The sequence below is a fragment of the Streptomyces sp. NPDC050534 genome, assembly GCF_044457745.1.
Classification (GTDB): domain Bacteria; phylum Actinomycetota; class Actinomycetes; order Streptomycetales; family Streptomycetaceae; genus Streptomyces.
The window spans coordinates 297,670-318,198 of the sequence record NZ_JBITHF010000008.1; the positions used below are offsets into that span (position 1 = coordinate 297,670).

The 20,529-nt window shown below is 73.5% G+C and carries 21 protein-coding genes and 1 pseudogene; 12 read left to right on the top strand and 10 right to left on the bottom strand.

Going from position 1 to position 20,529, the window contains the following annotated elements:
* Nucleotides 1-19: 19 nt before the first annotated feature.
* Nucleotides 20-388 carry a DUF6479 family protein gene (locus ACIBN2_RS26735; RefSeq protein WP_399137886.1) on the top strand — a complete coding sequence of 123 codons (369 nt, stop codon included), beginning with the start codon at nt 20-22 and terminating at the stop codon, nt 386-388.
* Between the two features lie 12 nt (nt 389-400).
* On the opposite strand, the gene ACIBN2_RS26740 is transcribed toward ACIBN2_RS26735, so the two are convergent.
* The gene (locus tag ACIBN2_RS26740) at nt 401-1,111 is read right to left on the bottom strand and encodes a DUF6445 family protein (protein WP_399137888.1); all 711 of its coding nucleotides are present in this window, start codon (nt 1,109-1,111) and stop codon (nt 401-403) included.
* A 264-nt stretch (nt 1,112-1,375) separates the two neighbouring features.
* Here ACIBN2_RS26740 and ACIBN2_RS26745 point away from each other — a divergent pair, with 264 nt between their 5' ends.
* Nucleotides 1,376-2,122: a DUF4142 domain-containing protein gene (locus tag ACIBN2_RS26745; RefSeq protein WP_399137890.1), complete on the top strand. Its 747-nt coding sequence runs from the start codon at nt 1,376-1,378 to the stop codon at nt 2,120-2,122.
* Nucleotides 2,123-2,372: 250 nt separating this feature from the next.
* Entirely contained in the window at nt 2,373-2,525 is a 153-nt protein-coding gene (locus ACIBN2_RS26750) for a hypothetical protein (protein ID WP_399137892.1), read from the top strand.
* Between the two features lie 70 nt (nt 2,526-2,595).
* On the opposite strand, the gene ACIBN2_RS26755 is transcribed toward ACIBN2_RS26750, so the two are convergent.
* Both ACIBN2_RS26755 and thrS read right to left on the bottom strand, forming a co-directional pair.
* Complete coding sequence (locus ACIBN2_RS26755; RefSeq protein ID WP_399137893.1) at nt 2,596-3,561, bottom strand: nucleoside hydrolase; 966 nt, start codon at nt 3,559-3,561, stop codon at nt 2,596-2,598.
* A gap of 37 nt (nt 3,562-3,598) precedes the next feature.
* Entirely contained in the window at nt 3,599-4,819 is a 1,221-nt protein-coding gene (gene thrS, locus ACIBN2_RS26760; RefSeq protein ID WP_399137895.1) for a threonine--tRNA ligase, read from the bottom strand.
* Between the two features lie 335 nt (nt 4,820-5,154).
* Between thrS and ACIBN2_RS26765 the strand changes: the two genes are divergently transcribed.
* Entirely contained in the window at nt 5,155-5,928 is a 774-nt protein-coding gene (locus ACIBN2_RS26765; RefSeq protein WP_399137897.1) for a hypothetical protein, read from the top strand.
* Nucleotides 5,929-5,958: 30 nt separating this feature from the next.
* On the opposite strand, the gene ACIBN2_RS26770 is transcribed toward ACIBN2_RS26765, so the two are convergent.
* The 3 genes from ACIBN2_RS26770 to ACIBN2_RS26780 all read right to left on the bottom strand — a co-directional run bounded on the left by ACIBN2_RS26770 (nt 5,959) and on the right by ACIBN2_RS26780 (nt 8,579).
* On the bottom strand, nt 5,959-6,246 hold the full coding sequence (locus ACIBN2_RS26770; protein WP_399137899.1) for a ribosomal protein L7/L12: 288 nt from the start codon (nt 6,244-6,246) through the stop codon (nt 5,959-5,961).
* 19 nt (nt 6,247-6,265) lie between these two features.
* Nucleotides 6,266-7,069: a GAF and ANTAR domain-containing protein gene (locus ACIBN2_RS26775; protein ID WP_399137901.1), complete on the bottom strand. Its 804-nt coding sequence runs from the start codon at nt 7,067-7,069 to the stop codon at nt 6,266-6,268.
* Between the two features lie 166 nt (nt 7,070-7,235).
* Nucleotides 7,236-8,579 carry a helix-turn-helix domain-containing protein gene (locus ACIBN2_RS26780; RefSeq protein ID WP_399137903.1) on the bottom strand — a complete coding sequence of 448 codons (1,344 nt, stop codon included), beginning with the start codon at nt 8,577-8,579 and terminating at the stop codon, nt 7,236-7,238.
* A 97-nt stretch (nt 8,580-8,676) separates the two neighbouring features.
* On the opposite strand from ACIBN2_RS26780, the gene ACIBN2_RS26785 reads away from it, so the two are divergent.
* Nucleotides 8,677-8,829, top strand: a complete 153-nt coding sequence (locus ACIBN2_RS26785; protein ID WP_384256234.1) for a hypothetical protein — start codon at nt 8,677-8,679, stop codon at nt 8,827-8,829.
* Nucleotides 8,830-8,883: 54 nt separating this feature from the next.
* Nucleotides 8,884-10,119 (top strand): amidohydrolase, encoded by a 1,236-nt coding sequence (locus tag ACIBN2_RS26790; protein WP_399137905.1) that lies wholly within the window; start codon nt 8,884-8,886, stop codon nt 10,117-10,119.
* Here the strand turns inward: ACIBN2_RS26790 and ACIBN2_RS26795 are convergent.
* The gene (locus tag ACIBN2_RS26795) at nt 10,116-11,309 is read right to left on the bottom strand and encodes a hypothetical protein (protein ID WP_399137907.1); all 1,194 of its coding nucleotides are present in this window, start codon (nt 11,307-11,309) and stop codon (nt 10,116-10,118) included. The genes ACIBN2_RS26790 and ACIBN2_RS26795 overlap by 4 nt on opposite strands.
* A 68-nt stretch (nt 11,310-11,377) precedes the next feature.
* A pseudogene (locus ACIBN2_RS26800) lies at nt 11,378-12,090 on the bottom strand (PP2C family protein-serine/threonine phosphatase).
* Between the two features lie 117 nt (nt 12,091-12,207).
* Here ACIBN2_RS26800 and ACIBN2_RS26805 point away from each other — a divergent pair.
* Together ACIBN2_RS26805 and ACIBN2_RS26810 are read left to right on the top strand one after the other, a co-directional pair.
* The gene (locus ACIBN2_RS26805) at nt 12,208-12,675 is read left to right on the top strand and encodes a hypothetical protein (RefSeq protein ID WP_399137908.1); all 468 of its coding nucleotides are present in this window, start codon (nt 12,208-12,210) and stop codon (nt 12,673-12,675) included.
* Nucleotides 12,676-12,753: 78 nt separating this feature from the next.
* Nucleotides 12,754-13,668 (top strand): hypothetical protein, encoded by a 915-nt coding sequence (locus ACIBN2_RS26810; protein ID WP_399137909.1) that lies wholly within the window; start codon nt 12,754-12,756, stop codon nt 13,666-13,668.
* Nucleotides 13,669-13,699: 31 nt separating this feature from the next.
* On the opposite strand, the gene ACIBN2_RS26815 is transcribed toward ACIBN2_RS26810, so the two are convergent.
* Nucleotides 13,700-15,028: a PLP-dependent aminotransferase family protein gene (locus tag ACIBN2_RS26815; protein ID WP_399137911.1), complete on the bottom strand. Its 1,329-nt coding sequence runs from the start codon at nt 15,026-15,028 to the stop codon at nt 13,700-13,702.
* 77 nt (nt 15,029-15,105) lie between these two features.
* Between ACIBN2_RS26815 and ACIBN2_RS26820 the strand changes: the two genes are divergently transcribed.
* Nucleotides 15,106-15,894 carry an alpha/beta fold hydrolase gene (locus ACIBN2_RS26820; RefSeq protein ID WP_399137913.1) on the top strand — a complete coding sequence of 263 codons (789 nt, stop codon included), beginning with the start codon at nt 15,106-15,108 and terminating at the stop codon, nt 15,892-15,894.
* Nucleotides 15,895-15,929: 35 nt separating this feature from the next.
* Entirely contained in the window at nt 15,930-16,928 is a 999-nt protein-coding gene (locus ACIBN2_RS26825) for an endonuclease/exonuclease/phosphatase family protein (RefSeq protein ID WP_399137915.1), read from the top strand.
* A gap of 91 nt (nt 16,929-17,019) precedes the next feature.
* On the opposite strand, the gene snpA is transcribed toward ACIBN2_RS26825, so the two are convergent.
* Complete coding sequence (snpA, locus tag ACIBN2_RS26830; protein ID WP_399137917.1) at nt 17,020-17,721, bottom strand: snapalysin; 702 nt, start codon at nt 17,719-17,721, stop codon at nt 17,020-17,022.
* Between the two features lie 187 nt (nt 17,722-17,908).
* Here snpA and ACIBN2_RS26835 point away from each other — a divergent pair, with 187 nt between their 5' ends.
* Nucleotides 17,909-18,847, top strand: a complete 939-nt coding sequence (locus ACIBN2_RS26835; RefSeq protein WP_399137919.1) for a LysR family transcriptional regulator — start codon at nt 17,909-17,911, stop codon at nt 18,845-18,847.
* A gap of 119 nt (nt 18,848-18,966) precedes the next feature.
* Nucleotides 18,967-20,511, top strand: a complete 1,545-nt coding sequence (locus ACIBN2_RS26840; RefSeq protein WP_399137921.1) for a VWA domain-containing protein — start codon at nt 18,967-18,969, stop codon at nt 20,509-20,511.
* Nucleotides 20,512-20,529: the final 18 nt, after the last annotated feature.

The window sequence follows — 20,529 nt, forward strand, 5'->3', positions numbered from 1 at the left end:
GTTGGGCGATAATGGGGACATGAGTACCGCGACGTTTGTTGTAGCGGCCACGTCGAGCGACGTACTCAACGTGGTTGCCGCTTTTGTCGGTGGCCTGATCATCGTCGGCGCGCTGGTCTGGGCCGTGCGGATGGGCATGGGCCAGATGGACCATGAGTCCCCGCGGCCCAAGGCGGACGAGCAGCCCCACCTTCCCGACACCGGACCCGTCCGGGAGTCGCGTGAGATGCGGGAACCCGACGAGGTGCCGCACGCGGAGAACGGGGATCGGCTGATGCCCTACGAACTCCACTCCTCCGGAACGAGGACAGGAAAGGATCAGCACCGCCGGCGCTGGGTGCCCGGCTCCAGCGGCTCCTTCGGCAGCGGCGGCGCAGGGCGTTACTGACCCGTCAGGCCCTCACGCCATCCAGAAGAAGACCGCCGTCATGCGCTTCTCCTCCAGCGTGCGGCCGGAGTAACCCGTCGCGCTGTGCACGAGGTTGGCGTTGTACAGCAGCAGCCGGTTGTACCGGTGCGGGACGCGCACGTCCTCCTCGAAGGCGTCCGGCGCGACGAACCGCGTGCCGAGCGCCTCGACGAGGTTGGTGTGCGGCGCCTGGACGACATTGCCGCCGAGCCGCCCGCCGGGCAGCGACTGGCGGTAGAACGCGGTCCCGCAGTCCTTGGGGACGCCGGGGTTGAGGTACAGCACCGCCGCATACCGGCACAGCGCGCGGGAGTCGGTGTGCGGGCGCGGCTCGCTCTCGCCCTCGCCGACGACCTGGACGCAGTTGTGGTTGAGGGTGCCGCCGCCGGGGGCCTGCTGCACCCAGAGTTCCCTGGCGCCGGTCGCGTTCTTCACCAGCCGTTCCACGCGGGCGAGTTCGGCGGGCTCCAGACCCGGCATGGTGCGCAGGCCCGGCCAGGACTCCGAGGTGTACGGGTATCCCTTGACCCAGTCGTCCTTGGCCAGACAGCGTTCCCGTACGGCGTCCACGTCGGGCAGGACGTCGTCGAAGACCCAGTAGTCGCGGCCCTTGGTGGGCTTGCGGTAGGGCAGTACGGGCAGGGCGGCTGGGGCCGCCTGGCCCCGGCCGGGCCGGGGGGACCGTGGGAGCTGTGGGGGCATGGGGCGAATCTAGGTCCGGGCCTCGTTTCGACTCTCCCTCGTCTCCGTCTGGTCTCTCCCGGGAAACGGTCAACGTTTCGTCAACGGCCGTGAGGCCGCGGGCGGTTGCGAGCCGGGCGGGAGACATGCCTCACACCCGGGGTTCTTTACCAAATCAAAAGGTTCCGCGGTGCCACCGATCCGTACTCACCTCCGTCCGAGCCCGTCCATCTTCGGCGGGTCCCCGACAAGGCAGGAGGCACGGTGCGCTTTTCGCGGAATGCGATGGGAACTCTCTTCGTGGGCGGTGCCCTCAGCGTGACACTGGCCGCGCTCGCGTATCCCGCGATGCTCGGAGTCAACACCACGTCGAGTTCGGGGTCGCTGGTCATCGCGCAGACCCAGTGGGGACCGCTGACGGAGCAGGACCGGGACTTCGTGGTCAAGGTGCGCGCGGCCGGGCTGTGGGAGTACCCGGTCGGCCAGATGGGCCTGAAGAAGGGGCAGAGCAAGGCGGTCCTCATCGCGAGCAAGCACCTGATCGACGGACACGCGGCGCTGGACGCCAGCTGCCGCAAGATCAGCACGATGCTCAACATCACGATCCCGAACCAGGCGAGCCCGCAGCAGCAGGGCTTCGTGAACACGCTCGCCGCGGACCAGGGCAAGCAGTTCGACACGGACTTCGCCAACATCCTCCGGGTGACGCACGGTTCGATCTTCAACGCGATCGCCAAGATCCGCTCGCAGACCAAGAACACGGTGGTGCGGGCGCTCGCCGACCAGGCCAACGCGACCGTCCTCGACCACATCACGGTCATGGAGCAGACCGGGCTGGTCAACTTCGACCAGGTGCTCTTCCAGGAGACGACGCCGCCGAAGCTGCCCGCCAAGGACCTGACCCCGCCGCCCCCGGTCGGCGGTCAGCCACAGGTCGTGCTCACCCCGCCGGTCGACAGCACCACCCGGCCGCCCGTACTGCCGGGCGAGCCGTCCGGCCAGGCGGCCACTCCGAGCCCGACGGTGAGGTGAGATCAGGGCGGCCCCGCGAGAGCGGAGCCGCCCTTTCCGTATGTCGCGAAATTGTGATGCATCGTTGAACTACCCACGCGTCACCGCAGGTTGACAGCGTTCGGCCGCGAGATCCACCATGTGATCGCACTGGGGCTCACGTGACCAATGAGCCCGGTGTTACTCGACCATTCACCCCGGTACGGCCGGCTGCCGCATGCTGCCCTGCGCCGCCGTGCCCGGGTCGCACATGCCGAAGGGGGGATCCCGCATGTCGACAGCGAGACGTGTCACCGCGCGCCGCGTCCTCGAAACGGGCGCCGCGCCGCTCGCCCTGTGCGCCGCCACCGTCGTCGCAGGCCGCGCCCTCGCGGCCGGTGCGGCGATCGTCGTCGTGACCGGGCGCCGCCGTACGGCCCGCTGAACCACCAGCAGACCACTCCCCTATACGAACGCCCCGGAGACCCCCGCTCCGGGGCGTTCGTCCTGCCCGGCTACCGCTCGACGGTCTCCAGGTACAGCTTCACGAACCGCTCCACGTCCACGTCCAGCGCGACGTCCACGAGCGGCTGTTCGCGTACGCCCTCGTGGATCTCGGACTCCCCCGGGCGCGGGCGGCGGTCGACCACGGTCTGGCCGCGGGACGGGCCGGGGGCGAGGGAGACCTCGACCGGGAGGAGCCGGGTGGTGATGCCCGCCGGGTCGACGACCGTGCACACCGCGCCCGCGTCGCCGAGGCCGCCCGCCTCCTCGGCCTCCGGCGCCTCGCCCGGGTGGGCCGGGCGGTGGGCGAGGAGTTCGCCGGCCAGCCGGGTGCCGGGCTCCGCACTGGCACGGAGCCGGTGCACGTCGGCGCCGGGGACGACGACCTGGGTGAAGACGTCCAGGCCGTACATCGTGATCGGCACTCCGGCCGTGAGCAGGACGGCGGCCGCCTCCGGGTCGTGCCAGACGTTGAACTCGGCGACGGCGGTGGCGTTCCCGGTGGCCACCGCGCCACCCATGAACACGATCCGCTCGATGCCCCGCACCACGTCCGGGTGCGTGCGCAGGAGCAGGGCGATGTTCGTCAGCGGCGCGGTGGGCACCAGCGTGACCGGGCGCGGGGCGGCGAGGATCTCGCGGCGCAGCAGGGTGACCGCGTCCACGTCGGCGGCGGTGCGGGCGGGCGCGGGCAGTCCCAGGTCGCCCATGCCGTCGGAGCCGTGCACGTGCCGCGCCGAGCGCGCCGGTTCGAGCAGCGGGCGCTCGGCGCCCCGGCCCACCGGGATGTCGGGGGCGCCGGCCTGCTCCAGCACGGTGAGGGTGTTGCGGACGACGCCGTCGACGTCCGTGTTCCCGGCGACGCAGGTGACGGCGCGCAGGTCGATCGCGGGATGGCGTACGGCGAACAGCAGGGCGAGGGCGTCGTCGACGCCGGTGTCGCAGTCGATGATCACCGGGATGGGCTGACCGGTCACGGCCGCGCTCCTCTCTCTGAGAGCTGTGCGAACGACCCTATGCAGCCGCCCACAGCTCGCCGTCCCGGGCCCGCGCACACGCGCCGGCCCGCTCCAGCAGATCCTCCACCTCCACGGTCCCCGGACGCCGCCCGTCCCGCAGCCGTACGGCCGCCAGGTCGCCGCCGGCCTCCTTCTCGCCGATCACGGCCTGGTACGGCACGAGGCGCGCCGCCCGGATGCGGGCACCGAGGCTGCCCTGCCCGCACCCCGCGTACTCCGCGCGCAGACCGCGGGCCACGGCCCGCCGGACGACGTCCAGGGCCCGCTCCTCCTGGGCGTCGGACACCGGCAGCACGACCAGCTGCACGGGGGCGAGCCACACCGGGAAGGCGCCGCCGTGGACCTCGATCAGCTGGGCCACGGCGCGCTCCACGCTGCCGATGACGCTGCGGTGCACCATGACCGGGCGGTGCCTGGAGCCGTCGGTGCCGATGTAGTGCAGGTCGAAGCGTTCGGGCTGGTGGAAGTCGATCTGGACGGTGGACAGGGTGGACTCGCGTCCCGCGGCGTCGGCGATCTGGACGTCGATCTTGGGGCCGTAGAAGGCGGCCTCGCCCTCCACGGCCTCGTAGGGGACTCCGGCGCCCGCCAGCACCTCCTTCAGCAGGCCGGTGGCCCGCTGCCACAGCTCCGGGTCGGCGACGTACTTGCCGCCCTCGCCCGGCAGCGACAGCCGATGGCGGACGGCGCGGATGCCGAGGTCGGCATAGGCGCGGGCGATCAGCTCCAGGGCCGCGCGGGCCTCGTCGACCGCCTGGTCCAGGGTGCAGAAGATGTGGGCGTCGTTGAGCTGGATGGCCCGTACGCGGGTCAGCCCGCCGAGCACGCCGGACGGCTCGGAGCGGTACATGCCGCCCAACTCGGCCATGCGCAACGGCAGTTCACGGTAGCTGTGGGAGCGCGACCGGTAGATGAGGGCATGGTGCGGGCACAGGCTGGGCCGCAGCACCACTTCCTCGCCGCCCAGTTCCATCGGCGGGAACATGTCGTCGCTGTAGTGGTCCCAGTGCCCCGAGATCTCGTACAGCTCGCGCTTGCCGAGGACCGGCGAGTACACGTGCCGATAGCCGGCCGCGCGTTCCTGGTCGCGGATGTACTCCTCGAGCGCGTGGCGCACGACGGCCCCGTCGGGCAGCCAGTACGGCAGCCCCGCGCCCATCAGCGGATCGGTGCCGAACAGCTCGAGTTCACGGCCGAGCCTGCGGTGGTCGTACATGGTCACTCTCCTCGTGATGACAGACGAGCGGCCGACGACGAAGCCCCGGGCCACTCGCCCGGGGCTTCGGACATCCAGTCCAGAACTCAGCGCGCCGGGACACTCTCCGGCGTCGTCGTGGACAACGAGTGGGCGCGCTTCATGGGCGGACGGTAGCGCGGTGGCAGAGCCGGAGGCGACGGGTTTTCCGGGGCGGCGCGGACGGGCGGCCGGCCTCGACGGGGGTGGCCGCGGCCGTGCGTCCCGTAACCCGGACGGCCCGGAGCGCTGGTCGGGCGGGGTGCTGGATGATCCCTTGGAGACGTCACCGATCCTCAGTGGGCTGGAGGTCCCCGATGATCCGCATTCCGTCCCGTGTCGTCGTCGCCTCCGTGCTGTCCCTGGGGGCACTGGCGAGCGCGAGCGCGTGCGGTGCCCTCGCGCAGGTCAGGGCCCAGGCGCCCACCGCGCCTTCGCACAGCGCCCGGCCGTCCCCGGCCGCGCCGCCGTCGCCCGTCCCGCTCACCGAGGCGCAGGCGCGGGCCGCGCTGGTGACCGAGGGCGACCTGGGGGAGCCCTGGGCGGCGACGCAGGGGGCCGCGACCTGGCGGGACGGGGTGCTCAAGGCGACCGCCGAGGCGCCGGACTGCCGGCGGCTGCTCGACGCGCTCTACACCGACGACCTGTTCGGGACGGAGGGCGGGACACGGGCCGTGACCGGGCTCGACGACGCCATGGACCAGGCGCAGCTGCGCTACCAGGTGCTGACCCTCGACCCCGCGGGCGTCGACCGGACCCTCGCCTGGCTGGGGTCGCTGCCGCAGACCTGTGCCAGGTTCACGGCGACGACCGACCACGGCGCGCGCGAAGAGGTCCTGGTCAGCGCGGCCGAGCTGCCGGACGTCGGGGACGCCCGGCAGGGCCTGCGGGTGACGTTCACCAGCGAGACGGGCGACGGCGAGCAGACGGTGCTCACCCTGGACGTGGCCGTGGTCCGGGTCGGCGACGCCACGATCGCCCTCACCCACGGCGGCCCCGGCTTCGTGTCGGCCGACGCCACGAAGGCCTTCGTGCAGGTGGGTGTGGCGCGGCTGGCCGACGTCAGGAAGCAGGCACGGCTGCGGGTCTGACGGCGTCTCGCCCGGGGGAGTCCGGCCGGCTCAGCTCGCCGGGTCGATCTTCTCCACGGCCTCCTTGGCCTCCTTCAGGCCCGCCCCCGTCGCCTCCCGGTACACCTTGATCGCCTCGATCTTCCGGCCGTCGCGCAGCAGGGCGCCCACCTCGTCCGACCACGGTTCCGGCTCACGCAGCCCCAAGTGGTCCAGGATCAGGTCGAGTTTGTGCTCCACGCGCGCAACACGCTTGTCCTGACGGGAGATCCGGTTCTCGATGCTGCCGATGCCGAACAGCACGAGCAGGATGATCAGGGAGAGCCCGAGTATGTCCATGACGGGATCGTAGGCCCCGTCAGCCGCCTTCCAGCTCCTCCCGGTGCGCCACCACGTCCCGCGCCAGCTCCAGTGCGGTGCGGCCCTGTGCGAAGGCGTGCCCGCGCAGCCGCGCCAGCGCCTCGTCGGCGTCGATCCCGAGCCGCGCCATGGTCATCCCGACGGCCTGGTAGACCAGGTCGTGTTCGGCGGTCAGCCCGCTCAGCCAGGACTCGTCCCTGCCGTCGGCGTACTCCTCGTGCGGCAGCGCCGTGACGGCCCGGGCCATGACACCGGCCACGAGCTGGGCGCGGCGCAGGTCCCGCCCGGTCAGCCCGCCCGGGGTGGCCCGGTGCAGATCGAGCGTTCCGACGGTCACCCTGCTGTCGCCCAGCGGCAGCGAGTACATCGCCCGCGCCCCGGCCGCCGTCGCCGCGAACGCGAACACCGGCCAGCGGCGCGCGTCCCGGCCCGTCAGATCGGGGGCGAGCACGGGGATGCCCTCCCGGACGGCGTCGAAGCAGGGCCCGTCGCCGACGGTCGCCTGGATCTCCGCGAGCTGCGCGGCCTCCTCGCCGCTCGCGCCGAGCCGCACGGGCATCGCCTCGCCGCACAGCGACACGCTCGCGCCGGCCACCGCCAGCAGCCGTACCGCGACTCTGCACAGCCGCTCCGGGATCTCACCCGGCCGGGCGTCACGCACCCCTTCGGCGATCATCTCAGCGGCACCGGCCCGGTCCGGGTCGTGCCCGGTCGGGCCCTGCGGACCGCCCGGCCGGGACCCGTCGCCGCCTGGACGGGGATCGCCGCCGGGGAAGCCGCAGCGGTCGTGCGGGGGACGCACGGCTACCGCCTCCTTCACCGGCCTCGGGTGCCGGCGCCGTCCGCCGGCACCCGAGGCGGGCCTGCCATCGGGAGGGGTCGAGCCGACGGCACGCCCGCTCCGGATTTCTGCCCGACTACCCCTGGCCCCTGGGGCGAAACACCTTTCGCCCCAGGGCGCGGGCAGCTCAGAGCGGAGGCTGTGCGGGTGCGGGTCCCAGGGTGGTGGTGCCGGGGGCCGTACGGTGCCCGAGGCCCGTCCGGTACGCGTCCAGCGCCGCCTCCACCCGGCCGGTGCGGCGCAGCAGATCGCCGAGCAGCCGGCACAGGTCGGCCAGGTCGCCGACGGCGCCGGCCCGCTCCAGCAGGCTCAGGGCGCGGACGTAGTGCTCCTCCGCCGCCTCCGTGTCGCGGGCGTCGTCGGCGATGATGCCGAGCAGGCGGTGGGCGGCGGCGGAGTGCAGCGCGCCGCGTTCGGAACTGAGGTCGCTGAGCACGTCGTGCAGCAGGGCCGCGGCCTCGCCGGACTTGCCGCGGCGGTGCAGCACGTCGGCGAGCTCCACGGCGACCTGGCTGCTGTAGAGGGCGGCGCGCTTGGCGGAGAGCATGTCGAGGGCCTGCCGCAACTCGGTCTCGGCGCGCCCCAGTTCGCCGTTCTGGGCGTATACGTAGCCGCGCATCCAGTGGCAGTTGGCGAGTTCGGTGCGGATCTGGAGCGTGCGGTAGAGCTCGGCGGCCTTGGCCAGCGAGGCGTCGGCCTCGGCCGTACGGCCCTCGGCGAGCAGGGTGCGGGCGACCGAGCGGTGCATACGGGCGACGAGCGCGGGGTCGCCGGACTGCGGGGCGAGGGCGAGGGCGAACTCGGCGGCCTGGGCGGCGCGGGCGTGGGCGCCCATGTCCATGTAGGGGCCTATGGCGCTGGCGTAGAGCAGCAGCAGGGCGTCCGGGTCGTGCAGTCCGCCGCGGTTGAGCTCGTCGAGGGTGGACTCCAGCAGATAGACGGCGTACCGGAGTTCGCCCGCCAGATAGTGCGAGACGGCGCGGCCGCGCAGGGCGGGCACGCGGGCCGGCAGCGGTGCGTCGGCGAGTACCTGCTCGGACCGCTCGAAGTACCCGCGGGCGACGGACAGTTCACCGGTGTCCAGAGCGCACTCGCCCAGGCCCAGCAGCGCGACGGCCTGTACGTCGGCCAGCCCGTGCTCCTCGGCCTCGGCGAGCAGCGCCGTGTACTGCTCCGCGGCCTCCTCCGCCTCCCCGGAGGCCAGGGTGCGCTGCGCCTCGGTCAGCCTCAGCCGCAGGTCGGTGGCGAGGTGCGCCGGACGTCCGGTGACCAGCTCCTCGTAGGCGACCCCGAGCCGCTCGGCGATGTGCCTGAGCGCGCCGTCGGAGGGCCGCACCCGGCCGGCCTCCAGCGTGGAGACGTAGGCGGGGGTGTAGGCGGGCTCGGCCAGCTGTTTCTGGGTCAGACCACGGTCGGCCCGCAACTGCTGGACTCTGCGGCCTATGGTCACCGGATCGTCACGCTCGGACACGCCAACTCCCCCTGTGCCTCTTGCTGTTGCACCACGAATGCCCCTAGGTTAAACGGCGTCTTAAGCGCGTTTAATACAACGCTGTTGAGAGGTTGCCGTGCTCCGACACATCTCCGAGCGTTATGCCCGAGGTTTCGGTGCCGCCCTGATCGCAGTGGCCGCCCTGGTCCTGGCCGCCAACGCGGGCCCGGCGCGGGCGGCGGACACCGGACAGGTCGGTCAGGTGCAGCAAGTCCATCACGCCGGCTAGCGCAGCGGGCGGCTTCCAGGGCTTTCGTACGGCGGCCCCCGTTACCCTGCTCCCGTGACCACTCCCGCTGCCCGCACCGCGCTGGACCTCACCGCCCGGCTCCCGGTCGGCGACCTGACGGACTTCTACCAGGATCTGCACCGCCATCCCGAGCTCTCCCTCCAGGAGCACCGCACGGCCGCCAAGCTCGCCGGGCGCCTGGCCGGGGCCGGGTTCGAGACCGCCGAGGGCGTCGGCGGCACGGGCGTCGCCGGGCTGCTGCGCAACGGCGACGGCCCGACCGTCCTGCTGCGCGCCGACATGGACGCGCTGCCGGTGCCGGAGGAGACCGGGCTGCCGTACGCCTCCGAGGTGCCCGGGGTGATGCACGCCTGCGGGCACGACCTGCATGTGACCTGGCTGGCGGGCGCGGCCGAGGCGCTGGCCGCCGGCCGGGACGCCTGGTCGGGCACCCTGCTCGTGATCGGCCAGCCCGCCGAGGAGACCGGACAGGGCGCGCTGGCGATGATCGAGGACGGCCTGTACGAGCGCTTCGCCCGCCCCGACGTGCTGCTCGGCCAGCACGCGGGCCCCGGCCCGGTCGGCTTCTACGCCCACTCGGCGGGCCTGATCCTGTCGGCCTCGACGGACCTCGACATCGTCGTCCACGGGCGCGGCGGGCACGGCTCCCGGCCGGAGACGACCGTCGACCCCGTCGTCGCGGCCGCCTACCTCGTGACCCGGCTGCAGACCGTGGTCTCCCGGGAGATCGCCGCCCGCGATTCCGCGGTGCTGACCGTCGGCCGGATCGAGGCGGGCACCCGGCACAACATCATCCCGTCCGAGGCGCGCATCTCCCTCAACCTGCGCACCCAGTCCGACGAGGTCCGCGACCGGATGATCGCCGCGATCCGGCGCATCGCGGCGGGCGAGGCGCTCGCCGCCGGCTGCCCGCGCGAGCCGGAGGTCACGCTGGGCGCGGCCTTCCCGGCGACCGTCAACGACGCGGACGCCGACCGCCTGACCGCCGCCGTGCACGAGGAGGTGCTCGGCGCAGGGACGGTGCTGGACTTCGGCCCCGTGATGGGCAGCGAGGACTTCCCCCACCTGGCCGAGGGCGGCATCCCGTACTCCTACTGGTTCGTCACGACCACCTCGGCCGACGTCTGGGACGCGGCACCCGGCACGGACCTGATGGAGAAGTTCCTCGCCGTCCCCAGCAACCACAGCCCGCACTTCGCCCCCGACCTCTCGACGATCACCCCGGGCGTACGCACACTGGTCTCGGCCGCGCTCGCCCACCTCGCCTAACCCTGGGTCTGCAACTGCCGCAACTGGCGCCGGACATGGTCCAGTGCGCCCTCCCGGCGTCCCGGTACCCGCGAGCGCAGATCGGCGAGCGAGGCGCCGAGCTCGCGCGCCGCCACCGCGTCCCGCACCTGCCCCCACTGATGGTGCGCCCGGTCCACGGCCGCCTCCACGGCCGGCGCGTCCGCCGCCTGCCCAGCCGCCAGCCGCGCGGCGGCCACCCCCAGCCACGTCCGGCAGCTGCGCACCGGATCCCCGGCGAACATCGCCAGATCCGCCCGCACTTCGGCCCAGTGCAACGCCTCCTGCGACCCGGCCCCGTGCGCCTCCACGGCGGCCTGCTCGTGACGGGCGGCAAGGGCGTCGGCGTCGGGGTGCCGGCCGGACTGAACGGCGGCGGAGATGGCACTGTGCGGGTCGCCGTCGCCGGCCTCACGATCTTCACGCCGGTCCGCTTCCATCAGCCCGTCTGGGGGTGCCCCCTCTGGGGGAGATTGAGGACGAGGCCCTTCGGGCCGATACGGGGGTCTGGGGACGTAGCCCCCAGGGACACCGGCCACTCCACCACCCGAGGCCAGCACGAGATCCGCATAACCCCCGACCCCCACCCGAGCCAGCGCCTGCTCATGCAACTGCGAAACCGGCGGCCGCCACCCGCTGCGCAGAATCGTCGCCACCGCCTTCATGTACGCCGGCACCGCCAGCGCCCGCCGCGACGGCGGAGGCGGCGCGACACGGCCGTAGACGGCGACGTTGCGCCCGCAGTCGAGCGGACGGGAGCGCAGCCACTCCCACGTCTCCGCGTCGGCGTGCAGATCGAGGACGAGCGTGGTGGAACCGGCCGCACGCAGCCGGAGTTCCTCCCGGACCCAGTGCCAGGGCAGCCCGGTGTACCGCACCGTCGAGGGTGTCGTGCGGGCCAGTGCAAGGTGCGGCAGCCGCTGGCGCCGGTCGAGTTGCAGCTGCCCGGTGACGAACACGGTGAGCGGTCCGGGGGCCGCCGCGGCGGCGCGCAGCCGGGTGAGGACGGCCTGCGGCTCCAGCGGGTCGGCGAGTTCGACGACGTTCGCGGTGTCCGTGCCGGACAGGACGGCGGGCGCGACGGCCGCGAGGACGGGGAGCACGGACGCCGCGTCCACCAGGCATCCCTTGCCCGCCGGGGATGCGGCGAGCAACAGCACGGTCCCGGGCATCGTTCCCTCCCCATCCCCCGTCGATCACGTACGGCAAACCGTAACCGCTGCGGCTGCAAAGGTGGACCTCAGGACGGAGGTGGGCCGCAGGACTGCGATCGCCGTACGGCGAAGACCGTCGTGTCGTCGGCCAGGCGGTCGCCGCAGTGCCGCAGCGTGCCGTCGCGTACGTAGGTGACCAGGCGGCGGGGGGTCGTGGCCGAACAGCACCACGTCCACCGCGCCGGGGTCGTCGGCGAGGAAGTCGAGCAGCACCGCGGTGGCGAAGTGGTCGCCGTCGCGCCGGCCGAGCGCGGCGGTGTGCCCGCGGTGGCGGACCATCCGCGCCTCCAGGCGCTCGGCGACCGTCGCGAGGCCGGCCTCGTGGTAGCCGGCCTCGCGGAACGTGCCGAGCAGCGCGGCCGCCGCCTCGACCGCGCCGAGGCCCTTGCCCTGGACGTCGCCGACGAGGACGCGGGTGCCGTGCGGGCCGGGCTGGATGTCGTAGAAGTCGCCGCCGACGCGGGCCTCGCTGTCGGCGGCGAGATAGACGGCCGCGTGCTCGAGGCCGTTCCAGCCGGGCGGCAGGGGGCGCAGCACGCCGCCGAGGGCGACCAGGATGAAGTCGGGCAGTCCGGTCTGGTACTGGTGCGGCCAGGCGTGGTCCGCGAGGACGTAGGTGACGAGCAGCAGCGCGGGCGGCACCCAGGCGACGCTGCGGTCCCGCACCCGCAGCATCCGGTGCCGCTGGGAAGCGTCGAGGTGCCCGGACCGTGGCAACCCGGTCGAGCACCTTCGTCATGGGCCTCAGCGAAACATGTCCCCGTCCCGCACGCATCCGGGTCGTCGACCGACTTGCCAGGGCCTGCTCGCAGGTGTGCTCTGGTAGTCGGGGGCGAGGCGAGAGAGGAGTGCTCTCATGGCTCAAGCGGCACCCACGTCCGGCGGCATGATGGGACGGGTCAGGGCGAACCGGGCGGCACGGCCCACCCGGACACCCGATCTGTTCGACGACCGGGTCCACACCGTGGGCCGGTACGGCATCCCCGTGGCCCTCGGGCTCGTCTACGGCTACTGGGCGGCCGCCAACCGGCGCGGCGGCGGCGAGATCACCGGCTGGAACATCCTGTTCGGCTTCGTCACCGCGGCCGTGTTCATCGTGCTGTGCGTCGCCGTCGCGACGTTCGCGCCGCTGCTGAAGCGCGAGTTGCACTCGCTGGTGAAGTCCGCCTTCGCCGGTGCCGCGGTCGGCTTCCTCTACAGCCAGACCGGCGAGTCGATCTACCGGTCGGTGGCGGTCGGCGTCATCGTCACGGCGGCCGTCTTCCTGGTGTTCTTCTACCGCTACTACACGCGTGAGGACGCCGTGGGCAACCGCCTCCGCTGACCGTGCCGGGCGGCGCGCGGTAACCCGTTCGGCGCCGCAGCGCTCGCGCGCGGCGCCCCCGGGCCGTTGCCTTGAGGGGTGGTCCCACGTCCTGCGCGCCTGCGGAGCGCCCTGTCGGCGGCACTGATCGCCCTCGCCTGTCTGCTCGCCCCGTGCGGCGCGCTGGCGGCCTGGGCGGCCTACGACCTCGCCGACACGGGGCGCTACGTCACGACCATGGCGCCGCTGGCCGCGGATCCGGCCGTGCGGAACGCGATCGCGGACACCGTGGGCGCCGGGATCATGGACGAGGTCGACGCGCGGGTGGACGTGCGTCCGCTGCGGGGCGCCGTGCGCCCCTATGTGCACGACGCGGTTCACTCCTTCACCCGCACCGAGGCCTTCCGCCTGGCCTGGGACGCCGCGAACCGTGCCGTGCACGACGCCGTGCTGCGCGCCCTGCACGACGAGAGCGAGCACGACGTCACGGTGGACCTCGCCCCCGTCACCGCCCAGGTCAAGCGTCAACTTGCCGTGGACCACGTCCCGTTCGCGAACCGCATCCCGGTCGAGCACACCGAGGTGTCGGTTCTGCCGGTCCAGGAACTGGACCGGTTCCGGAAAGGATTCCACGTGCTGGAAGTCGCCGGTTTCTGGCTGCCCGTCACAGCCGTCGTCCTCGCCGTCGCCGGGATCGCCGTCGCCACCTGCCGCCGCCGCGCCGTCACCGCGACCGCGCTCGGCACGGCGCTCGGCGGCGCGCTGCTCGCCCTCGCCGTGACGATCGGCCGCCGCCTCACCCTGGCCGACCTGCCCGAGGAGGCCCACCAGCCGGCCGCGGGCGCGGTCTACGACGCCCTCACCGCCACCCTCCGCCAGGCATCCTGGCTGCTGGTCGCCCTGGGCCTGACGGTCGCCCTGGCCACCTGGCTCACCACCCGCCTGCGCCGCCCGCGAGGCCCGTCGAGCCCCGCGCCGGACCCGGCGGAGCGACCGGCCAGGGTCCGCATCTGACGCGCCCCCGGTAAGGCCGGCCGAAGCGGGCTCACCCCCCACCGTCCCGCGCCAGGACGGCCAGCGTCCCCAACGCCCGCTCCAGGTCCGCGCCGACGGCCGACGCGAGGCCGAGCCGGACCGCGTCCTGGGTGCGGCCGGGGGCGACGGAGAAGGCGGGGCCGGGTGTGACGGCGATGCCGTGGGCGGCGGCCGCCGCGGTGAAGGTGTCCGCGCGCCAGGGTGCGGGCAGTTCCCACCACGCGAAGCAGGCCCGCGGGTCGGACCGTACGCGGAAGCCGGCGAGGTGTCCGGCGACCAGCCGCTGTCTGCGCGCCGCCTCCTCCCGTTTCGCCGCCACCAGCCGTGCCACGGTCCCGTCCTCGATCCACCGCACGCCCGCCTCCAGCGCGAACCGCCCCGCGCTCCACCCGCCGGACCGCACCGCGTCCGCGACGGCCTGCACCCGGTGCGCCGGTACGGCGAGGAAGCCGGCCGTGAGCCCCGGCGCCACCCGCTTGGAGAGGCCGTCGACGACATGGGTGAGGTCGGGGGCGTGGGCGGCGAGGGGTTCGGCCGGGTCAGCCAGGAAGGACCAGATGCGGTCCTCCACGACGGGGATGTGCAACTCGGTCACGGCATGGGCGAGTTGGCGTCGCCGCTCCGGGCCCGACGTCACCGACGTGGGGTTGTGCAGCGTCGGCTGGACGTAGAGCGCGGACAGGGGAGCGGTGCGGTGTGCGGCCGCGACCGCCTCCGGACGCAGTCCCTCCGCGTCCGTGGCCAGCGGCACCAGCCGAATGCCCAGCCGGACCGCGATCTCCTTGACCAGCGGATACGTCAGCTCCTCGACCCCGACACGGCCACCGGGCCGGACCAGGGAGGCAAGGGCGGCGGCGATCGCCTGGCGGGCGTTGCCGGTGAAGAGCAGCCGTTCGGGGTCCGGGCGCCAGCCGGGCGTGGCGAGCAGGCCGGCCACCGCCGCGCGGGCCGCCGCGGTGCCGGTGGCGGGGCCCGGACGCAGGGCCTCGGCCAGGACGTCCGGGCGCAGGAGCGGGGCCAGGGCGGGCGCCAGCAGCTCCGACTGGCCCGGCGCGGAAGGGTAGTTGAGCTCCAGATTCACCGGCGCCGTGGTCGCCGGCTCGATGAGCGCCCGCCCGGCCGGCCCCTCCGCCGCGGCCCGCACGAAGGTGCCGCGGCCGACCTCGCCGACGACCAGCCCCCGCCGCACCAGTTCGCCGTAGGCCCGTTCCGCCGTGGAGGCCGCGATCCCGTGCCGCCGGGCGAACCGCCGTTGCGCGGGCAGCCGTTCGCCCGGCCGGAGCCGTCCGGCGGCGATGTCGTCCGCTATCCGGTCGGCGATACGCCGGTACGCGTCCATGAGCCCCCCTGCTGACATTGCACCGAGGGCAAAGATCTTATTGCACCGAGAAGTTGAGGCGTCCTAGGGTCGTCCACATGGCACCCTTCCTCGCATACGAGGACAAAGGGGAGGATCCCACCCGGCTCCCCCTCGTCCTCGTCCACGGCCACCCCTTCGACCGCACCATGTGGACGCCCCAGCTGGAGACCTTCTCGGCCGGCCGCCGCGTCATCGCCCCGGACCTGCGCGGGTACGGCGCCTCCCCCGCAACCCCCGAGGTCACCCGCTTCGAGGAGTTCGCCCAGGACATCACGGCCCTGCTGGACGACCTGGAGGTGGACGGCTGCGTGCTCGCGGGCCTGTCCATGGGCGGCCAGATCGCGATGGACCTGGTCCGTCAGTTTCCCCACCGCGTCCGCGGACTCGTCCTCGCCGACACCTTCCCCGCACCCGAGACCCCGGAGGGCGTGCGCACCCGGCACGCCATGGCGGACCGGCTGCTGCGCGAGGGCATGCGCGGATACGCCGACGAGGTACTGGGGAAGATGGTCGCTCCGTACGCCGCCCCGCAGGTCAAGGCCCACGTCCACGCCATGATGACGGCCACCCGCCCCGCGTCCGCCGCGGCGGCCCTCCGGGCCCGGGCCGCCCGCCCCGACTACCGCCCCCTGCTGACCCGGGTCACCGTCCCGGCCCTGGTGGTCGTGGGCTCGGACGACACCTACACCCCGGTCTCCGACGCGGCGGCCATGCATGCGGCCCTGCCCGACTCGGCCCTCCACGTCATCGGGAACACGGCCCACATGCCGAACCTGGAGAGCCCCGAGGAGTTCAACGGCGTGCTGGGGAAGTTCCTGGCGCGAGTCGACCCGGCTGGGGGATGATTCGGGCATCTCACTCGCGAGCGGAAGGCCGGGACGTGGACACTGCCACCGCCGAGTGGACCGCCGCGAGCGAGGGCCGACCCATACGACGCCCAGGCCGACGCCTCGCAGCCTGGTGCGCCGGTCTGCTCCTCGTCGCCGTGAGCGCTGTCGTCGGCTGCCGTGTCGCCGACACGGACGGCATCACCCCGGTGCCCCAGCTCCTCGCCTTCCTGCCCTGGCTCCTCGTGCCCGCCGGGCTGGCGCTCCTGCTCACGCTGCTCGCGCGGTGGCGGCTCGGCATGCTGTGGGCGCTCGTCGTGCTGGGGCTGCTGGCCTGGTACATCGAGCCGTACGGCAGGACGGACGACGCCGGTGGTACGCCGGTCGCCGAGTTCCAGGTGCTGACCTCGAACGTCGAGTTCGGGCGCGGCACCGGTTCGCTCGTGCCGGAGATCCGGCGGCACCGGCCCGACATCGTGTTCGTCGAGGAGTGCGAGTACGGCTGCCAGGACACGCTGCGGCGGGAGTTCGGGACCGCGTATCCGTACCGGCAGGCCGTCGCGGCCGAGGGGTCCAAGGGGTCGCTCATCCTCAGCCGCTTTCCGCTGAGGGGCACGGGCGGGGTGCGCGGCACCATGGGGATGCCCGGTGCCGTCGCCGATGTGCGCGGGCACGAGGTGCGGCTCCAACTCGCGCATCCGATGCCGCCGTTGCCGGGACAGGTCGGCCTCTGGCGCCGCGAGCTCGGGCGGTTGCGGGACACGGCCGCCGCCACGCGCACCCCGCTCGTCCTGGCCGGCGACTTCAACTCCTCGCAGGACCACGCCGCCTTCCGCCGCATCCTCGACACGGGCCTGAGCGACGCGGCCGCGCTCACCGGGCACGCCCGTACGCCGAGCTGGCCCGCGCGGCTGACCCCGGGGTTCGGCGCGCAGATCGACCACGTGCTGCTCTCCCGGGACTTCTCCGCGAGCAGCGCGCGCTTCCTGCGGCCGGCCGGCACCGACCACCGCGCCCTCCTCGTGGACATCACGCTCCACCGGCGCGGATGACCCTGAGCCGGGCCCCCGGACAGGCCGGTGCGGGCCGCCCTGTGCAGGAGGACGGCCCGCACCGTGGTGTGGGGGGTGGCGCCGCGGGGACCTAGCGGCCGGACTTGTGCAGGGACTTCTCGCTCATCGCCTTGTCGAGGGCGGCGGCGAAGCCGTTGGCCCACAGCTGGTCCACGCGGGCCCGCTCGTTGGCGTCCGGATTGGGGTTGGTGCAGGACGGGCCGGGCCCGCCCCCGGACATCAGCTCGCTGCACGGGCCCTCGTAGTGGTCGGGCAGACCGAGGACGTGGCCGGTCTCGTGGGCGGCCACGCGCGTGGAGTCGTACTGCTGGTTCTGCGCGTAGTCGAGGAAGACGTAGCCACTGCCGTGACCGTCGGTCGAGGCGTACGAGCCGCGCGAGTCGTTGCCCTCGCGGTAGCTGAAGTCGGCGCCCGACGAACCGGCCTGGAGCTTCACGTTCGACTCGGCGCCGTTCCATATCTGGGCGGCGCGGGCTATCTGGGCGCTGAACGTCGGCGCCCCGGAGGGGTCGTAGGTGACCGTGACGGCGGCGGCGCTGTTCGGGTGCGCGGCGCGCTTCTCGGCGACGGACTTCAGGACCGCCTGGAAGAACGCCTGGTTCGCCTTGGCCTCGGCGGCCGAGCCGGTGTAGCCGGAGTACGGTGCCGGGGCCGGGGACGCGGCGGCCGGAACCGCCGTGCCGAGGCCGATCACCGCGAGGCCGACACCGGCCACGAACGCCGTACGCGCGGCCTTGGACCGGGACATGGGCAGGGGAGTGCGCTGGTGCATCGATGACTCCTAGGTGGGGGTGAGTCAGTCGTCACCGGTGAGTGTGTGCGCCTGTGCGAGCGCTGTGATGATGCCAACCGCCGATAGCGCGGCCCTATCGCGGTTCGCCGGACGACCCGATTCGCGTGTTCCTGCCGGTGTTTGTGCGTCTGGTGAAAGCTTTGATTCCGCTTTACGCTCCGAGGGCATGGACCTCGAGGTGCGACACCTCCGCGCGCTGTGCGCCATAGCGGACACCGGCAGCCTGCACCGCGCCGCGCGTCAACTGGGCGTCGCCCAGCCGTCGTTGAGCACACAGCTGCGCCGTATCGAGCAGGAGCTGGGCGGCGCGCTGTTCGTCCGCGCGCGCACCGGGTGCCGGCCCACCCCGCTGGGCAGCCTGGTGCTGAGCCGCGCCCGCCCGCTGGTGGCCGAAATGCGCTCCCTGGTGAGCGAGGCGCGGGCCGCCGCGACGGGCGGCCCCGAGCTGCGCGTCGGCTCCACCGCGAGCAAGGCCCTCGCGGGCTGGCTGCGCCGGCTGCGGGCCCGCGGCCAGGACCCCACCCTGCACATGAACGTCTCCCCGAACGCCCTGCTGCGCATGGTCGCCGACGGCCAGCTGGACGTCGCCTTCGTGCACGAGGTCGAGGGCAGCCGGCTGCGCATCCCCGAGGGGCTGCGGCTGCGCGTCCTGGTCGAGCGCGAGCCGCAGTTCGTGTACCTGCCGGCCGACCACCCGGCGGCCGCGCACCCGGCGGTCGACGTCCGCGACCTCGCCGCCGACCGCTGGATGATCGACCCGACGGTGGACGGCGAGTGGGACGCCGTGCAGCACATGTTCCGCCGGGCGGAGATCCATCCGCACGTCCTGCACGGCGACTACCACACGGCCGCCGCCCTGGTCGCGACCGGCGAGGTGGTCACCATCTGCCAGCCGACCGCCGTCTCCCACTCCGACATGGTGGTACGCCGCCTGCGGGGCGACCCGCTCGGCGTCCGCCTGCTGCTGGCCGCCCGCACCGAGACGGACCTGGACGGCGCCCTGCCCGCGCTGGAGGAGGCGTACTGGGAATCTGCCCGTCAGGCACCGACGTACCGGGAGTGGCTGGAACGCGGTTCAGCCGAGCGGCTGTTGAGGCGTGCTTGACACAAGTGGCCGCACTGTCCCTTGCCCCTCCCCAAGATCGCCATCCGGGGCCGCTAACCTTACGTGTCCGTCCTGGCCAGGGATTAAACGGGCATCAACTCACGCGAAGGGTTGCGCACATGGGCATTCTCACTCTCCTGCGGAATGCGTTCGGCAGGTCACGCAAAGGGCGTGCCGCCGAGGCAGAGGGTGCGGACCTAACTCCTTCGCGCTCCCCGGAGCCGACGGTCCCCTCCCCGTCCCCCGAACCTCAGCCCCCCACCACGGCCCAGGTCCCCGAGCCCCGCTCGTCGACCACGGAGACCGACGACCAGCACGATCTGGTCTCGGCGGCCTTCGACAACGTGACGGTCCCGAGACCATCGGAACCACTGGACAACGAGCCGACGCCGGGTCCGGCGGAGCCGGCGCCGGTGGCCGAGGCGGAGGAGCCGACGCCGGTGGCCGAGGCGGAGCCGGAGCCTGCCGCCGAGGCGGAGGAGCCGGAGCCGGTAGCCGAGGAGCCGGAGGCCGAGGAGCCGGTGGCCGAGGAGCCGGTGGCCGAGGAGCCGGTGGCCGAGGAGCCGGTGGCCGAGGCGGAGCCGGAGCCTGCCGCCGAGGAGCGGCGGGAATCAGCCACGGAGGTCTCCCCCGAGCCGGAGGCGGAGCCGACGCCTGCCGCCGAGGAGCCGAAGCCCGAGCCGATCGCTGAGACCGAGCCCGAGGCCGCGAGCGCCCCGGAGCCGGTCGCGGCAGCCGAGCCTGAGCCGGAGCCCGCGGCCACCCCGGAGCCCCAGCCCGAGCCGGTCGCTGAGACCGAGCCCGAGGCCGTCGCCGGGGTCGAGGCCGAGCCCGTCGCCGACGTCGAGGCCGAGGTCGAGGTCGAGGTCGAGGCCGAGGAACCGGAGCAGACGCCGGAGCCGGTCGCCGCGGCCGGGGACGAACCCGAGGCCGCCGACGGCGAGGAGGCCCCACAGGGGCCACCGGCACCCGACCACGAGAGTGGTACGGGTGGTGCGGGTGGGAACACGGCGGGCGAAGGCGAAGCCGAGGCCGTGACGGACGCCGAAAACCCCGCCGCCGCAGCCCTCACCAAAGCCAACCTCACCGGCACCCGCGCAAAGACCTACCTCGTCCTCGACCGCTCCGCGAGCATGCGCGCGTACTACAAGGACGGCTCCGCCCAGGCCCTCGCCGACCAGACCCTCGCCCTCGCCGAGCACCTGGACCCCGACGCCCCGGACACCACCGTCCACGTCGTCTTCTTCTCCACCGAACTCGACGGCACCGCCGACCTCACCCCGGCCTCCTCCGAGACCGCGATCGACGACGCGCACGCCGGCCTCGGCCGCATGGGCCGTACCAGCTACCACGCCGCCGTCGAAGCGGTCCTCGCGCACTACGACCAGCACGCCACCCCCGGCACCCCCGCCCTCGTCGTCTTCCAGACCGACGGCGCCCCGGACGCCAAGACCCCGGCCACGAAGTCCCTCACCGACGCCGCGAAGACCCACCCCTCGGTGTTCTTCTCCTTCGTCGCGTTCGGCGACCACGACAACAAGGCCTTCGACTACCTGCGCAAGCTGAAGACCGGCAACACGGCCTTCTTCCACGCGGGCCCGACCCCCAAGGAGCTCACGGACGCGGAGCTCTACGACGGCGTACTGATCGACTGGCGCCCGTAGCGGCGCACCCCCGCGATC

Bases quoted from the DNA above. Each gene is read 5' to 3' on its own strand.
- ACIBN2_RS26740 (WP_399137888.1), bottom strand. From the start codon at position 1,111: ATGCCCCCACAGCTCCCACGGTCCCCCCGGCCCGGCCGGGGCCAGGCG.
- ACIBN2_RS26745 (WP_399137890.1), top strand. From the start codon at position 1,376: ATGGGAACTCTCTTCGTGGGCGGTGCCCTCAGCGTGACACTGGCCGCG.
- ACIBN2_RS26805 (WP_399137908.1), top strand. From the start codon at position 12,208: ATGGCTCAAGCGGCACCCACGTCCGGCGGCATGATGGGACGGGTCAGG.
- ACIBN2_RS26795 (WP_399137907.1), bottom strand. From the start codon at position 11,309: ATGCCCGGGACCGTGCTGTTGCTCGCCGCATCCCCGGCGGGCAAGGGA.
- ACIBN2_RS26835 (WP_399137919.1), top strand. From the start codon at position 17,909: ATGGACCTCGAGGTGCGACACCTCCGCGCGCTGTGCGCCATAGCGGAC.
- thrS (WP_399137895.1), bottom strand. From the start codon at position 4,819: ATGTACGACCACCGCAGGCTCGGCCGTGAACTCGAGCTGTTCGGCACC.
- ACIBN2_RS26815 (WP_399137911.1), bottom strand. From the start codon at position 15,028: ATGGACGCGTACCGGCGTATCGCCGACCGGATAGCGGACGACATCGCC.
- ACIBN2_RS26820 (WP_399137913.1), top strand. From the start codon at position 15,106: ATGGCACCCTTCCTCGCATACGAGGACAAAGGGGAGGATCCCACCCGG.
- ACIBN2_RS26840 (WP_399137921.1), top strand. From the start codon at position 18,967: ATGGGCATTCTCACTCTCCTGCGGAATGCGTTCGGCAGGTCACGCAAA.
- ACIBN2_RS26750 (WP_399137892.1), top strand. From the start codon at position 2,373: ATGTCGACAGCGAGACGTGTCACCGCGCGCCGCGTCCTCGAAACGGGC.
- ACIBN2_RS26735 (WP_399137886.1), top strand. From the start codon at position 20: ATGAGTACCGCGACGTTTGTTGTAGCGGCCACGTCGAGCGACGTACTC.
- ACIBN2_RS26765 (WP_399137897.1), top strand. From the start codon at position 5,155: ATGATCCGCATTCCGTCCCGTGTCGTCGTCGCCTCCGTGCTGTCCCTG.
- ACIBN2_RS26770 (WP_399137899.1), bottom strand. From the start codon at position 6,246: ATGGACATACTCGGGCTCTCCCTGATCATCCTGCTCGTGCTGTTCGGC.
- snpA (WP_399137917.1), bottom strand. From the start codon at position 17,721: ATGCACCAGCGCACTCCCCTGCCCATGTCCCGGTCCAAGGCCGCGCGT.